The 13,094-nt window shown below is 67.4% G+C and carries 11 protein-coding genes; 4 read left to right on the plus strand and 7 right to left on the minus strand.

Annotation, left to right across the window (positions count from 1 at the left end):
- Nucleotides 1–62 precede the first annotated feature (62 nt).
- The 5 genes from ACFWUP_RS12260 to ACFWUP_RS12280 all read right to left on the minus strand — a co-directional run bounded on the left by ACFWUP_RS12260 (nt 63) and on the right by ACFWUP_RS12280 (nt 3,809).
- The gene (locus ACFWUP_RS12260; protein ID WP_379233500.1) at nt 63–839 is read right to left on the minus strand and encodes an enoyl-CoA hydratase-related protein; all 777 of its coding nucleotides are present in this window, start codon (nt 837–839) and stop codon (nt 63–65) included.
- Between the two features lie 9 nt (nt 840–848).
- The gene (locus ACFWUP_RS12265; protein WP_379233502.1) at nt 849–1,655 is read right to left on the minus strand and encodes an NUDIX hydrolase; all 807 of its coding nucleotides are present in this window, start codon (nt 1,653–1,655) and stop codon (nt 849–851) included.
- 230 nt (nt 1,656–1,885) lie between these two features.
- Complete coding sequence (locus tag ACFWUP_RS12270) at nt 1,886–2,722, minus strand: ABC transporter ATP-binding protein (protein ID WP_379233504.1); 837 nt, start codon at nt 2,720–2,722, stop codon at nt 1,886–1,888.
- Between the two features lie 18 nt (nt 2,723–2,740).
- Nucleotides 2,741–2,899 (minus strand): hypothetical protein, encoded by a 159-nt coding sequence (locus ACFWUP_RS12275; RefSeq protein WP_379233506.1) that lies wholly within the window; start codon nt 2,897–2,899, stop codon nt 2,741–2,743.
- 139 nt (nt 2,900–3,038) lie between these two features.
- A complete protein-coding gene (locus tag ACFWUP_RS12280; protein WP_379233508.1) occupies nt 3,039–3,809 on the minus strand; it encodes an aminoacyl-tRNA hydrolase in 771 nt (256 codons plus the stop codon).
- A gap of 416 nt (nt 3,810–4,225) precedes the next feature.
- Here ACFWUP_RS12280 and ACFWUP_RS12285 point away from each other — a divergent pair, with 416 nt between their 5' ends.
- Nucleotides 4,226–5,929, plus strand: coding sequence for a hydrogenase maturation protein (locus ACFWUP_RS12285; protein WP_379233510.1), 1,704 nt, complete (start codon nt 4,226–4,228; stop codon nt 5,927–5,929).
- A 58-nt stretch (nt 5,930–5,987) separates the two neighbouring features.
- On the opposite strand, the gene serB is transcribed toward ACFWUP_RS12285, so the two are convergent.
- Together serB and ctaD are read right to left on the minus strand one after the other, a co-directional pair.
- Nucleotides 5,988–7,217: a phosphoserine phosphatase SerB gene (gene serB, locus ACFWUP_RS12290; protein ID WP_379233800.1), complete on the minus strand. Its 1,230-nt coding sequence runs from the start codon at nt 7,215–7,217 to the stop codon at nt 5,988–5,990.
- Between the two features lie 81 nt (nt 7,218–7,298).
- Nucleotides 7,299–9,041 (minus strand): cytochrome c oxidase subunit I, encoded by a 1,743-nt coding sequence (ctaD, locus tag ACFWUP_RS12295; protein WP_379233512.1) that lies wholly within the window; start codon nt 9,039–9,041, stop codon nt 7,299–7,301.
- A 297-nt stretch (nt 9,042–9,338) separates the two neighbouring features.
- Here ctaD and ACFWUP_RS12300 point away from each other — a divergent pair, with 297 nt between their 5' ends.
- The 3 genes from ACFWUP_RS12300 to ACFWUP_RS12310 all read left to right on the plus strand — a co-directional run bounded on the left by ACFWUP_RS12300 (nt 9,339) and on the right by ACFWUP_RS12310 (nt 13,093).
- Complete coding sequence (locus ACFWUP_RS12300; RefSeq protein WP_379233514.1) at nt 9,339–10,142, plus strand: VOC family protein; 804 nt, start codon at nt 9,339–9,341, stop codon at nt 10,140–10,142.
- A gap of 117 nt (nt 10,143–10,259) precedes the next feature.
- On the plus strand, nt 10,260–11,318 hold the full coding sequence (locus tag ACFWUP_RS12305) for an ABC transporter substrate-binding protein (RefSeq protein WP_379233516.1): 1,059 nt from the start codon (nt 10,260–10,262) through the stop codon (nt 11,316–11,318).
- A 56-nt stretch (nt 11,319–11,374) separates the two neighbouring features.
- Nucleotides 11,375–13,093, plus strand: a complete 1,719-nt coding sequence (locus ACFWUP_RS12310) for a PQQ-binding-like beta-propeller repeat protein (protein WP_379233518.1) — start codon at nt 11,375–11,377, stop codon at nt 13,091–13,093.
- The last annotated feature ends 1 nt before the right edge of the window (nt 13,094 follow it).

A 13,094-nucleotide genomic window follows, 5' to 3' on the forward strand; every position in this document is an offset into this window, starting at 1 on the left:
TGTGTGCGCGCGAGCACGCTGCTCCGGGGACGACGAAGTAAACGCCGGTTCTGGTCGGACCGCTACTGCCCGGTGAACGTGGCGGCGTTCGGCCCCTCGGCGGCGAAGGTGCGGGTGCCGGTGCGGGCGTCGTCGGTGTCGAACAGGGCCGACCATTCGGTGACGGCGGTGGCGTGGCCGTGCGGGCCGGATTCGAAGACCGCCTTGGCGGCGGCGAGGGCGCGGGGGGCGGCAGTGATGAACTGGGCGGCCCAGGCGCGGGCGGCGGTGAGGACGTCGTCGGGGGCGACGACCTCGTCGACCAGGCCGATCTTCGCGGCTTCCTTCGCATCGACGAAACGACCGGTGTAGACGAGGTCCTTGGCGCGGCTCCCGCCGATCAGCAGCGAGAGCCTGCGGATGCCGGAGAGCGGGATGAGGCCCGCTTTGATCTGTGGGAGGCCGAGTTTCACGTTGTCGCCGACTATCCGGTGATCGGCGCCGAGGGCGAGTTCCAGGCCCGCGCCGAGGCAGTATCCGGTGATCGCGGCGACGGTCGGCTGCGGCACCCGGGTGAGGCAGCCGAGCGCGGCCTGCAGATCGGCGGCCATGGCGGCGGCCTGGCCGGCGTCGAGTTCGGCCAGCTCCTTCATCTCGTCGCCCGCGCTGAACACCCGCTCGTCGCCGTAGACGATCAATGCCGAGACGCCGGGGTGGTCGGCCACCGTGTCCGCGGCGGTCGCCACCTCACGGGCCAGCTGGGCGTCGACGAGGTTCAGCGGCGGACGATCGATGCGCAGCAGCGCGACGCCACGGGTGGTCGGCTCGGCGGGCAGCTCGAGGGTCACGAATTCGGCCATGGGTGCAACCTACCGGCCGCCGAAACCGCCCTGTCGCGGTAGCTCGTCGAAATACCGTTCGTTGTCGGGGAAGTCCGAGAGCGGCCGGCCGTCGGTGCCCGGCGAGTACTTCGGCATGATCGGCGCGATGGCACGGTCGGCGGCCAACACCGCGGACGTATCAGCGAACCCGCACAGCGCGTCGAGCTGCGACCATGTCGGCGGCATCAGCACGTGCTCGCCGGTGCGCCAGCTCGCCAGGGCGTCCTGCGGTGTCCGCCAGACCACCTGCGCGGCCTCGGAGGTGGCGCCGTCGGCGATCTGGCCCTGCGGGAGCACCGCGACGAAGAAGCGGGTGTCGTAGCGACGGGGCTCGGCCTCGGGGGTGATCCAGTTCGACCACGGGCGAAGCAGGTCGGCGCGCAGGACCAGGTTCTCGGCCGTGAGGAACTCGGCAAGGGAGAGGTCGCGGCGCTCGAGCTTGCCGCGCGCCTCGCGATAACGCGCGGAGTCGTCGACGACGGAGTCCGCGGTCGGTCCGGCCAGCAGCACGCCGCATTCCTCGAAGGTCTCCCGCACGGCAGCGGCGACGAGTGCCTGCGCGGTCTGTTCGTCGGTGCCGAAACGCTCTGCCCACCAGGCCGGTTCGGGGCCGGTCCAGGCGATATCGGCCGTCCCGTCGGCGGCGTCGACACCGCCGCCGGGGAACACCGTCATCCCCGCCGCGAACGCCATCCCGCTGACCCGGCGCTGCAGGAACACCTCGATACCCGCCGCACCGTCACGCACCAGCATCACCGTCGACGCGTCCCGTGCCCGGACCCCCGACTCACTCATACCGTTCCTCTCACCGCCGAACCCACTGCCCGGCGCCCGGCTGTCGCTCGCGAGCACAGCCGACCTTTCAGCACCCTAACGCCCGCTTGGTCGACGGTGCGTCGAGATCCCCGACTCGACCGACGCCTGCCAGGTCAGCTGGGCCTTCACCACCATCGCAGCCCTCGCAAGGCCGTGCGCGGACGCGAATCGGTGCGACCGGAACCCGCGCGCGCTCAGCGAAGCACCCCTCAGTTCCGGCGACGATGCCCGCCCGAACGACGAGCCCGTCGCGCGAACCACCGCCCATCGATCCGGTCCAAGGCAATCTGCTGACTGAACGCATTGCTCAGATTCTCGGCGGTGAGCACATCGCCCAGTAGTCCCTGACCGACGACTTCACCCTCCTTGAGCAGCAGCGCATGGGTGAACCCCGGCGGAATCTCCTCGACGTGGTGGGTCACCAACACCATCGCGGGCGCGTCCGGGTCGGCGGCGAGATCGCCGAGCCGCTCGACCAGTTCCTCGCGCCCGCCGAGGTCGAGCCCCGCGGCCGGTTCGTCGAGCAGCAGCAGTTCCGGGTCGGTCATCAGGGCGCGCGCGATCAGCACCCGCTTGCGTTCACCTTCGGACAGGGTGCCGTAGGTGCGGTCGGAAAGATGTTCGGCGCCAAGGGTTTCGAGCATGTCGACGGCGCGTTCGGTGTCGATGTCCTCGTAGCGTTCGCGCCAGCGGCCGAGCACCGCGTACCCGGCCGAGACCACCAGGTCACTGACCTTCTCGTCCACCGGGATCCGGCTGGCCACCGCCGCCGAGGACAACCCGATGCGCGGTCGTAGTTCGTTGACGTCGACGCGACCGAGCGTCTCCCCCAACAGATTCGCGCTACCTGAGGTCGGATGGAGTTCGGCGGCGGCCATTCTGAGCAGCGAGGTCTTGCCAGCGCCGTTCGGGCCGAGCACCACCCAGCGTTCGTCGAGCTCTACTTGCCAAGAGACAGGGCCGACCAGGGTTCGGCCCGAGCGGCGGATGGTCACGTCGGAAAAGTCGATGAGCAGATCGGGATCGGGTTGCGACACGCGCTCCATCTTGGCCCACGCGAGCGCTCAGCGCAGCGACCGGCCCGGATGGAATTCATCGGCCCCGGTCGTCGACGGGTCACCCGTGTTGCGGTGTTCGCTGCGCAACATCCGCGCAGCGACGAAGGAGACGGGCACCGACAGCACGACCCAGACGATCAGGATCACCACAATCGTCGTCATCATCGCGGAACCTCCCTGCACCTCGATGCACACGGCTGTCGGAATACGTATACCCGTGCGGGACGACCCCACACGGAGAAATCACGGCGAGTCGTGAAAACCACAACCGATCCGCCGAATTCGACAGCACGTGTCGAGCAGGTCAGTCCCGCGCGGGCACCCCGATCACCGTCATCGAACCGGGCGCGACCTCGGTGAAGCCGGCATCGCGCACCGCCACCGCACGACCGGCGCCCACCTCGGCCACCAACTCCGCCCACTGCCGCTGGTCGGCATCGCGCACCGCGCACCGGAATCCGCGCTCGGCCCATGCGAGGACCACGTCCAGCGGCAGCGCACCGGCAAGCAGCATGCTCGCGTGCCCGACCTGCGCGGCCGCCTTGCCGACCGACATCTCCAATGCCGCGTTCACCCACAACACTGGCAACGTGGCATCCACCGGTCCTGGTTCATCGTGTTCGAGATCGGTACCGCCGATCTGGAGCTTGCGGATGCGCTGATCGATCTCCCCGACCGGTCCGGGAACGAACGCGCGCGCCTGCGCACCGTCGAGGTCGACGGTCACCCCGTCGACCTCCTGCGCCGCCACCCACTGCGCACCTCGCGCCCGTCGCGCCACCTTCCTGATCCGCGACCGCTTCCACGCCAGGTACCGCGACTCCCACTCCCCCTCCGGTCCCGAACGCGGGTCGAGGCACACCGCGACCGCCGCCGCGGCAGCCGCCGCCAACAGCGCACTGCGCGCGGGGGGCTCGGCCTTCGGAATGTGCAGCACCATCTGCATGGCCTGCACCATCGCCGGGTCGTCGGGATCGCCCGCGCCACCGTAGCCGCGCGCGAGTTCGGCGTGCTGGTCGGCGAAGGCGACCCGGTCGTCGGTGCTCTGTTCGGTGCTCACTGCTTCGTCGCTCATCAACGAATCAGCCTAATCGAGCCGGTGCGGCGACGACCGACGTCGACAAGTCAACACCGCGCGATCTTCACTTCGCAATTGCATGATCAATAACTCGCGATGCGCGTATGCCGATAAGTAGCAGCATTCGGGCCGATGCGGGTAGATCGAATTCATATCGAACGACACTTTCGGACCAGTCGTTATTTTGTCTCAATTCGATTCATGAACCTCTAGATCCGCAACCTGTTTGTTATTTATGATCTAGAAGAAATTACCCACACACCGCTGAACTGCGGAAACACATTCTTACGTCGAGCCCGCTTGCTGTAAATTCCGCCAATCGGATGCCCATTTCGGATACCGTCGTAAGCGGAAATCGAACCGCGGATACCGACCGGTTCATATTCCTTTTCCACGATCGAAAAGGGGAGACCATGCGCATTCTCTTGATTGCCAGCGCATTCAACAGCCTGTCCCAACGAGTGCACGCCGAACTTCGGTCACGCGGCCACGACCTCGGTGTCGAACTCGCGCTGGGCGACGACACGATCCGCGCGGGGGTGGCGCGGTTCGAGCCGGACCTGATCATCGCGCCGATGCTCACCACCGCGATCCCAGGCGATATCTGGACCGCCCACACGGTCCTGATCGTGCATCCAGGGCCCAAAGGCGACCGAGGACCGTCCTCGCTCGACTGGGCGATCAGCACGGGAGCCCGCCAATGGGGTGTGACCGTGCTCCAAGCGGTGGCGGAAATGGACGCGGGCCCGATCTGGGCGTCGGTCCCGTTCCCGGTGACCTCCTGCGGCAAGAGCGAGCTGTATCGCAACGAGGTCTCCGACGCCGCCGTCGAGGCCGTGCTGCTCGCGGTCGAGCGGTTCGCCGGTGGCAGCTACGAACCAGAGCCCCTCGACTACCGGCGCGCGGGCGTGCGCGGGAGCCTGCGGCCCTATCACTCCCAGGACCGGCGACGGATCGACTGGTCCACCGACACCACCGCCGACATCCTGCGTACCCTGCGCGCCGCGGATTCCCAGCCGGGCGTGCTCGACGAACTGTTCGACCGGGAGTACTTCCTGCACGGCGGCCACAACGAGGACCGACTGCGCGGCGAACCGGGCGAGGTGATCGCCACCCGCGAAGGCGCGATCTGCCGCGCCACCGTCGACGGCGCCGTCTGGCTCACACACCTGCGCGCCCGTCGCACCACCGGCGGGCCACGCGGTGTCAAGCGCGCGGCGGCGGAAGTGTTGCGCGAGAACCTGACCGACGTGCCGGAGCAGCCGACCACCCCCGTCGAGGCAGCCACGCGCGACACCTGGTCGCAGGTGCGCTACCGCGAACGCGACGGTGTCGGGTATCTGGAGTTCAGTTTCGCCGGCGGCGCCATGAGCACCGAACAGTGCGAACAACTACTGGCCGCCTACCGCGACGCGTGCGCCCGCTCGGTGAGCGTGCTGGTGCTCGGCTCGCCACGCGACTTCTTCTCCAACGGCATCCACCTCGACGTCATCGAGGCGGCCGCCGATCCGGCGCAGGAATCGCTGCGCAACATCACCGCGATGAACGACCTCGTCGAGGCGATCCTCACCACCACCGACACGTTCGTGATCGCCGCGCTGGCGGGCAATGCCGCCGCGGGTGGCGTCATGCTCGCGCTGGCGGCCGACGAGGTGTGGTGCCGGGAAGCGGTGGTGCTCAACCCGCACTACACGCTGATGGGGCTCTACGGTTCGGAGTACTGGACCTATTCGCTGCCCCGTCGCGTCGGCGCGGCGACGGCGGCCCGGCTCACCTCGCAACCGCTCCCGCTCGGTGCCCGCTCGGCCGCGGCGCTCGGCCTGGTCGATCGGGTGATCGCGGGCGATCCCGACGGGTTCCGCGCGCGGGTGTGCCGCGACGCGGGCCTGCTCGCGAAGGACCCCGAGTTGACGACCCGACTCGTCGAGAAGAAGCGCAGGCTGGCCACCGACGAGACCACGAAACCGCTGTCGCGCTACCGCGCCGAGGAGATGGCCCACATGCGCGAGAACTTCTTCGCCGCCGACAGCGACTACCACCCGCTGCGACGGAAGTTCGTCTACCACGAAAAGCCTTCCAGCACACCGCCTTACCTGCGGGGCACCCCGCCGCGGTAGCTCTGTCCCGCCGGTCGGTCCACCACGAAGGTGGGCTCTGGATCGACCGGCGGGGTGACTATCGGCCGAGCAGCGGAACCCGGCGCACGCCACCGTCGCGGGCGTCGGCCGCTTCCACCTCGTCGCGAGTGACGCCGAGGATGAACAGGACCGCGTCCAGGTACGGATGCGACAGCGCCGTGTCGGCCACCTCGCGCAGCGCCGGCTTGGCATTGAATGCCACGCCGAGCCCGGCGGCGTTGAGCATGTCGATGTCGTTGGCGCCGTCGCCGACCGCCACGGTCTGCTCCATCGGCACGCCCGCTTCGGCCGCGAACTTGCGCAGCGCGGTCGCCTTGAACGCCCGGTCGACGATCTCGCCGACGACCCGTCCGGTGAGTTTGCCGTCGATGATCTCGAGGGTGTTGGCCTGCACGAAATCGAGTTCGAGCTCGTGTGCGAGCGGCTCGATCACCTGCCGGAACCCACCGGAGACCACACCGCACCGGAAGCCGAGCCTGCGCAGGGTGCGGATCGTGGTGCGCGCGCCAGGGGTGAGTTCGATCCGGTCGGCGACCTCCTCGATCACCGACTCGTCGAGTCCTTCGAGGGTGGCCACGCGCTGACGCAGCGATTCGGCGAAGTCGAGCTCGCCGCGCATCGCCGCCTCGGTGACCTCGCGGACCTGGTCCTCGACGCCGGCGTGCGCGGCCAGCATCTCGATCACCTCGCCGGTGATCAGGGTGGAGTCGACGTCGAACACGATGAGCCGCTTGGCACGGCGTGCCAGACCAGCTCGTTCGACAGCGGTGTCGACCTGTTCGGCGACCGCCACCTCGGCGAGCGCGGTGCGCAGCAGCGCATCCCCCTCGGGGGTCGTATCAGTGGCGGTGACCATCAGTTCCATGCCGACCACGGGGTAGTCGGCGATGCCGCGGATCGAGTCGATGTTGGCGCCGAGGGAGGCGAGTTCGCGCGAGATCGCGCTGAACGCCCGTGCGGTGACGGGGGCACCGAGCACCACGACGGCGTGCGTCGACATCGGCGGCTTGCCGATCTGCGCATCGACCGACACGTCGACCTGCATGCCGACGGTGTTCATCGCCTCTTCGAGCTCGTCCTGCAACGCCTCGGCGTCGTTGGGGCACGACACCAGCACACCGAGGGTGAGCCTGCCCCTGATCACGACCTGCTCCACATCGAGCAGGCTCACCGCGTGCCGCGACAGCGCCGCCAGCAGCACTGACGTGACGCCGGGTCGGTCCGGTCCGGTGACGGTCACGAGAACTGTGGTGTCAGCCAAGTCGATCTGCTCCGTTCGAATACCCACAAAAAGAGTGTGCACCTGCTGGTCTGTCAGCAGGTGCACACCCTGTCGTTCGGTGGTGTCTTACTTCTTCGCGAGCGCGCCCTCGGACGCGTGCGCGTTGTGCTTGCCCGAGCCCCAGCCCACGTGCGCTTCGGCCTTCATGCGCTCGACCATGTGCGGGTAGTGCAACTCGAACGCCGGGCGCTCCGAGCGGATACGCGGCAGCTCGTAGAAGTTGTGACGCGGCGGCGGGCAGGTGGTGGCCCACTCGAGCGAGTTGCCGTAACCCCACGGATCGTCGACCGTGACGACCTCGCCGTAGCGGTAGCTCTTGAAGACGTTCCAGATGAACGGCAGCATCGACGAGCCGAGGATGAACGCACCGATGGTGGAGATCGTGTTCAGCGTGGTGAAACCGTCCGACGGCAGGTAGTCGGCGTAGCGACGCGGCATGCCCTCGGCGCCCAGCCAGTGCTGGACGAGGAAGGTGGTGTGGAAGCCGACGAAGGTGGTCCAGAAGTGCCACTTGCCCAGGCGCTCGTCCATCATGCGGCCGGTGATCTTCGGGAACCAGAAGTAGATGCCGGCGAAGGTCGCGAACACGATGGTGCCGAAGAGCACGTAGTGGAAGTGCGCGACGACGAAGTACGAGTCGGTCACGTGGAAGTCCAGCGGCGGCGAGGCCAGGATGACACCCGACAGACCACCGAAGAGGAACGTGACAAGGAAGCCGATCGACCACAACATCGGTGTCTCGAAGGTCAACTGCCCCTTCCACATGGTGCCGATCCAGTTGAAGAACTTCACACCGGTCGGAACCGCGATGAGGAACGTCATGAAGGAGAAGTACGGCAGCAGCACCGCGCCGGTGGCGTACATGTGGTGCGCCCACACCGCGATCGACAGCGCCGCGATACCCAGCGTCGCGTAGACCAGCGTGGTGTAACCGAAGATCGGCTTACGGCTGAACACCGGGAAGATCTCGGACACGATGCCGAAGAACGGCAGCGCGATGATGTAGACCTCGGGGTGGCCGAAGAACCAGAACAGGTGCTGGTAGAGCAGGATGCCGCCGGTGGCCGGGTCGTAGATGTGACCACCCAGGTGGCGGTCGTAGGCCAGACCGAACAGCGCCGCGGTGAGCAGCGGGAACGCCAGCAGCACCAGGACCGAGGTGACCGCGATGTTCCAGGTGAAGATCGGCATGCGGAACATGGTCATACCGGGTGCGCGCAGGCAGACCACGGTGGTGAGCATGTTGACGCCACCGAGGATGGTGCCGAGACCGGAGACGGCCAGACCCAGGATCCACAGGTCGGTGCCAACGCCGGGCGAGTGCAGGATGTCGGTCAGCGGCACATACGCCGTCCAACCGAAGTCCGCGGCACCGCCGGGGGTCACGAAGCCCGCGGTCGCCATCGAGCCACCGAACAGGTACAGCCAGTAGCTGAACGCGTTCAGTCGCGGGAAGGCGACGTCGGGTGCGCCGATCTGCAGCGGCAGGATGATGTTGGCGAAGCCGAACACGATCGCCGTGGCATAGAACAGCAGCATGATCGTGCCGTGCATGGTGAACAGCTGGTTGAACTGTTCGGGCGAGAGGAACTGCAGACCCGGACGTGCGAGCTCGCCACGCATGAGCAGGGCCATGAGGCCACCGACCATGAAGAAGCTGATCGCCGTCACCAGGTACATGGTGCCGAGCACCTTGGGGTCGGTGGTGGTGACCGCCTTGTAGAGGAACGAACCCTTGGGCCCGGTCCGAGCCGGATACGGTCGAGTCGCTTCCAACTGAGGGACTGGCCTGGGCTCTACCGCAGTCACTGATCCTCCTGAAGATGCCTGTACGTCACTCGCAGGGCCGGCCGCGTCTTCGGGAACGAACAGCAGCAGACATGCGTTGGAGTGAATCGTAAACCGTGCTGCCGCAGCATTCCGCGCGGGTCCTACTCTGTGTCGTATTCGGCGCGCCGTAGTTCGCGTTCCCGATCTTCCTCCGCAGGTCGCGTGGGTGCAATGGTTGTCGGCGATGACTTTTCGACGCTCGGCGCGTCATGATCGATGACGGGATGCCCCCGTGTCACCGTCTCTGTCGCGCCACACCAACAGCGGAGGAGAGTCATGTCATTCACCCCGAAGCCCGGTGATCCCACCTGGGTCGACCTCTACACCACCGATCTCGACCGCGCGATCGCCTTCTACGGCGAACTGTTCGGCTGGACCGCCGAGCGCGGCGGCGAGGAATTCGGCGGCTACACCACCTTGCGCAAGGACGGGCGCGCGGTGGCGGGCGCGATGGGTCGGCACGACGATCCCGGCGACCCGTATCCCGACCGCTGGACCGTCTACCTCAGCTCCCCCGACGCCCTCGCGACCACGGCGAAGGCGAGCGCGGCGGGTGGCAATGTGATCGTCGAGCCGATGGCCGTCGGCGATCTCGGCGCGATGGCGGTGCTCGCCGATGTGGGCGGGATCGGCGTCGGCGTCTGGCAGGCCGACACCTTCGCGGGCTTCGAATCGGTGGGTCTGGTCGCCGGCGGCAACTGGTCCGACCACGTCGGCGTCCCGTCCTGGTTCGAGCTGACGACCCGCGCCTACGACGACTCACTGGTCTTCTACCGCGAGGTCTTCGACTGGCGCGACACCCTCACCATCGCCGACACCGACGACTTCCGGTACACGACCATCCACGCGACCCCACCCATGGGCGGCGGCATCCTGGACGCCGGAACCCACCTCGCCGAAGGCGTGCCCGGCTCGTGGACGGTCTATTTCGGCGCCGACGACGTCGACAAGTCCGCCGAACAGGCCGTCGCTCTCGGCGGCACCATCGCCTTCGACCCGATCGACACTCCGTACGGTCGCCTGGCCGGTCTGATCGACCCGACCGGTGCGCATTTCAGCATCGGCGGCAACACGAAGTAGGTCATCACGCGGACCGGTGCCGTGGGCGGACGGATGATCGAGGCCGCCCGTGGTGCTCGGTCGGCGGTGCTCGGGGCCCCCGTCCCGGTCCGTATTCGACGCAGTACCCTCGTCCGCATGCCGGTGAGCGCCCGAGTACGCACCCGATTCCGTCGCACGACTGCTGCCGTGGCTCTGCTGTGCACGGCGGCTTTCGCGGCGGGTTGCGCGGACAAGCACGACGACGCGAGCACGATCATCCGCACCACCACCAATATCGCGGGTGCGGGTGTGGTCGGTGCCGATCGCGATACCGCGACCGCCTGCCCGTTGCCGAGCGCGCCCGATGCGGGATCGGGCGCGACCCGCACCGTCACCCACACCGCCGGTGTCACCCAGGTGCCCGCCGACCCGCAGCGCATCGTCGTGCTCACCACCTCCGCCCTCGACGCGGCCTGCGCGCTCGGCCTGTGGGAACGGGTCGCGGGCGCTGTCACCCTCGACGGCGACCGCACGCAGCCGATGTACCTGGGCTACGGCGTCGTGAAGGTGCCCAGCGTCGGCCCGATCGGTCAGCCCGATCCCGCGCGCATCGCCGAACTGAAGCCCGACCTCATCCTCGGCGACATCGCCCCTGCCGCAGGCGATTACGACGCACTGAGCAAGATCGCCCCCACCGTCCTGATCGGCGCGGGCGGCAGCTGGCAGTCCGATTTCGCCGCCTACTCCGCTGGCATGAACCGCAACGACGCCGCCGAAACCGCGATGCAGTCCTATCTCACCGAAGCCCACGACCTCGGCCCCGCCCTGAACGCAGGCCAATCCCAGGCCTCGGTCCTGCGCTTCACCCCCGACACGATCCAGATCCAAGGCACCGAAACCTTTGCCGCCCAGGTCCTTTCCGACGTCGGCGTCCAGCGCCCCACCGCCCAGCGCGGCCCCTCCTCCGACATCACCGAGTCCGACCTGGCCACCAAGGCCGAAGGCGACGTCATCTACGTGATGTTCGCGGGCCCCGAAGGCGAGGACCACGGCAAGAAGGTCCTGCGCTCGGACCAGTTCGAAGAACTCGGCGCCGCCACCGACAAACGCGTCTTCGCCGTCGACGACAAGATCTGGCACACAACAGGTCTCACCGCCGCCCGAGCCATCCTCACCGACCTCCGCAACAGCCTCAACGGCTACGTCACCGACTGACCCACCCGCTATCCTCAGCACCGCGACGGTGATCGCACCATCGCTGGGGAGGGTCGATGAACACATCTTTGCCACGCCTGCCGGACTATTCGCGGGTGGCGAACGTCGCCGCGATCACGGGGACAGCTGTTCTCCTCGGCGGAGTCGGGCTCGGAATCTACAGCCGATTCATCGCCGCACCGAACCCCGTCGCTCCGCAGGACGATGGGCTGGCCGCCCTACCTGACGCGCTCGGGATGTCGGCGATCGTGGTCGGTGTCATGGCCCTACTTGTTGTCGCTGTTGCGCTGACGTGGGCTCGCCGCCTTCAGCGCGCAGGATTCGGCAATCCCGGCGTCGCGATCTATCTGGTGTTGGCCGTCGCAGTCGTGCGCACTCTGCAACTTCACATACCGTCCACGACGAAGCTCATCGCCGACCAGTACGCGGCGTTTCCTCGACTACCGACAGCCGTCGCCGCCTGGATCCTCGTCTGCCTCGGCATTCTGATCGTCAGCTACCCCCTCAGCGTCGCACCACAATTCACGCTGAAAACTCGCGGTTTCGCGGTTCCCGCGTTGATCGCGCTGCTGGTCTGCGCGCTCACCGCCGGCGTGGCCGCCTGGTTCGGCAATGACAACCGGTTCTTCGAACATCGCCCCGCCACTTCGGTAGTCGCTGCGCCGATTCCGAATCGCCTCGGGCAGGAGCGATTTCGCATCGACCTACCCGAGGAGAACCGGGTCGTCGTCGGCGGGCCCGGCTTCATCGTCGGCACCGCAACCGGGATCACCGCCTACGACGGAGCCACAGGTGCTCCGCGCTGGCACTACCTACGCCCGGGCGCCACCGAGGACAGCGTCCACCACAGTTACACAGAGTTGCTGTCCATCCCCTCCGAGAACGTTGTCGTTACCGATTGGGCCAGCCTGGGGTTGATCGCGTTCGATGCCACCACCGGCCGAAAGCTGTGGACCGACTCCGAATTCGTCGACGACGTCAGAGACGGGGTTCGCGCGGCGAAACGGTTCGATTCGACCACCGCACCCATGCTGGCCTGGGCCGACAACGACTACGCCAGCCACAAGTACGGAAATTTCCGACGGTACGACGCTCGTACGGGGCGACTGCTGTGGACGGTCCCGCCGGTACCCGAGATGTGCCGCAAGGAAGTCTCGAAGATCGCGATCACCTCCCGCGCGGTCTATCAAGTACTGGTGTGCCACAGGGACCAGTCGGCGTGGACCACGATCCACGCCTTCGATCCGGCCACCGGGGCACAGATCGCGCAACGCGACCTTCCCAACCCCGAACCCGATCGCGAACCAAGACTTTCGGTGAACAGCGACGTCGTATCGATCGACTGGCCCTACCGCACCGAACCGCTCGATCGCCTGATCATCACGTCCCCAGCACAACTCAGCACGGCCGCCACCACAGCGGATACCGGGCAGGTGATCGCCGCCGATCCGAGCACCGACACTGTCGCCAGCTACTCGTGGTCGACTGGTGTCACCCTGTCCGAGGGCCGAATCCCGACGCAGCCACGCGTCCTCCCTGATTCCATACCGCTGGACGTGAATTCGTCGAACTCGGCGCTACTGGCCGATGAGTTCGTCGCCGTCGGCCCCGAGCGATTGCACACGTGGCGACGCGACGACCTCACCGGGCGATCGACCCCTGTGCCCACCGCTCCCACCAAATCCTCCCAGATCATCGCCGCGCCCGGCATCATCCTGATCGCCACCAGCGACAAGGCTGGGAGCGACCAGCTCATCGGATTCGCACCGCGCTGAA

The organism is Nocardia sp. NPDC058658 (assembly GCF_042716665.1).
GTDB lineage: Bacteria > Actinomycetota > Actinomycetes > Mycobacteriales > Mycobacteriaceae > Nocardia.

What these genes read in the sequence shown, in the direction of transcription:
- ACFWUP_RS12260 (WP_379233500.1), bottom strand. Translation starts at nt 839, where the DNA reads ATGGCCGAATTCGTGACCCTCGAGCTGCCCGCCGAGCCGACCACCCGT.
- ACFWUP_RS12285 (WP_379233510.1), top strand. Translation starts at nt 4,226, where the DNA reads ATGCGCATTCTCTTGATTGCCAGCGCATTCAACAGCCTGTCCCAACGA.
- ACFWUP_RS12275 (WP_379233506.1), bottom strand. Translation starts at nt 2,899, where the DNA reads ATGATGACGACGATTGTGGTGATCCTGATCGTCTGGGTCGTGCTGTCG.
- ACFWUP_RS12310 (WP_379233518.1), top strand. Translation starts at nt 11,375, where the DNA reads ATGAACACATCTTTGCCACGCCTGCCGGACTATTCGCGGGTGGCGAAC.
- ACFWUP_RS12305 (WP_379233516.1), top strand. Translation starts at nt 10,260, where the DNA reads ATGCCGGTGAGCGCCCGAGTACGCACCCGATTCCGTCGCACGACTGCT.
- ACFWUP_RS12300 (WP_379233514.1), top strand. Translation starts at nt 9,339, where the DNA reads ATGTCATTCACCCCGAAGCCCGGTGATCCCACCTGGGTCGACCTCTAC.
- ACFWUP_RS12265 (WP_379233502.1), bottom strand. Translation starts at nt 1,655, where the DNA reads ATGAGTGAGTCGGGGGTCCGGGCACGGGACGCGTCGACGGTGATGCTG.
- ACFWUP_RS12280 (WP_379233508.1), bottom strand. Translation starts at nt 3,809, where the DNA reads ATGAGCGACGAAGCAGTGAGCACCGAACAGAGCACCGACGACCGGGTC.
- ACFWUP_RS12270 (WP_379233504.1), bottom strand. Translation starts at nt 2,722, where the DNA reads ATGGAGCGCGTGTCGCAACCCGATCCCGATCTGCTCATCGACTTTTCC.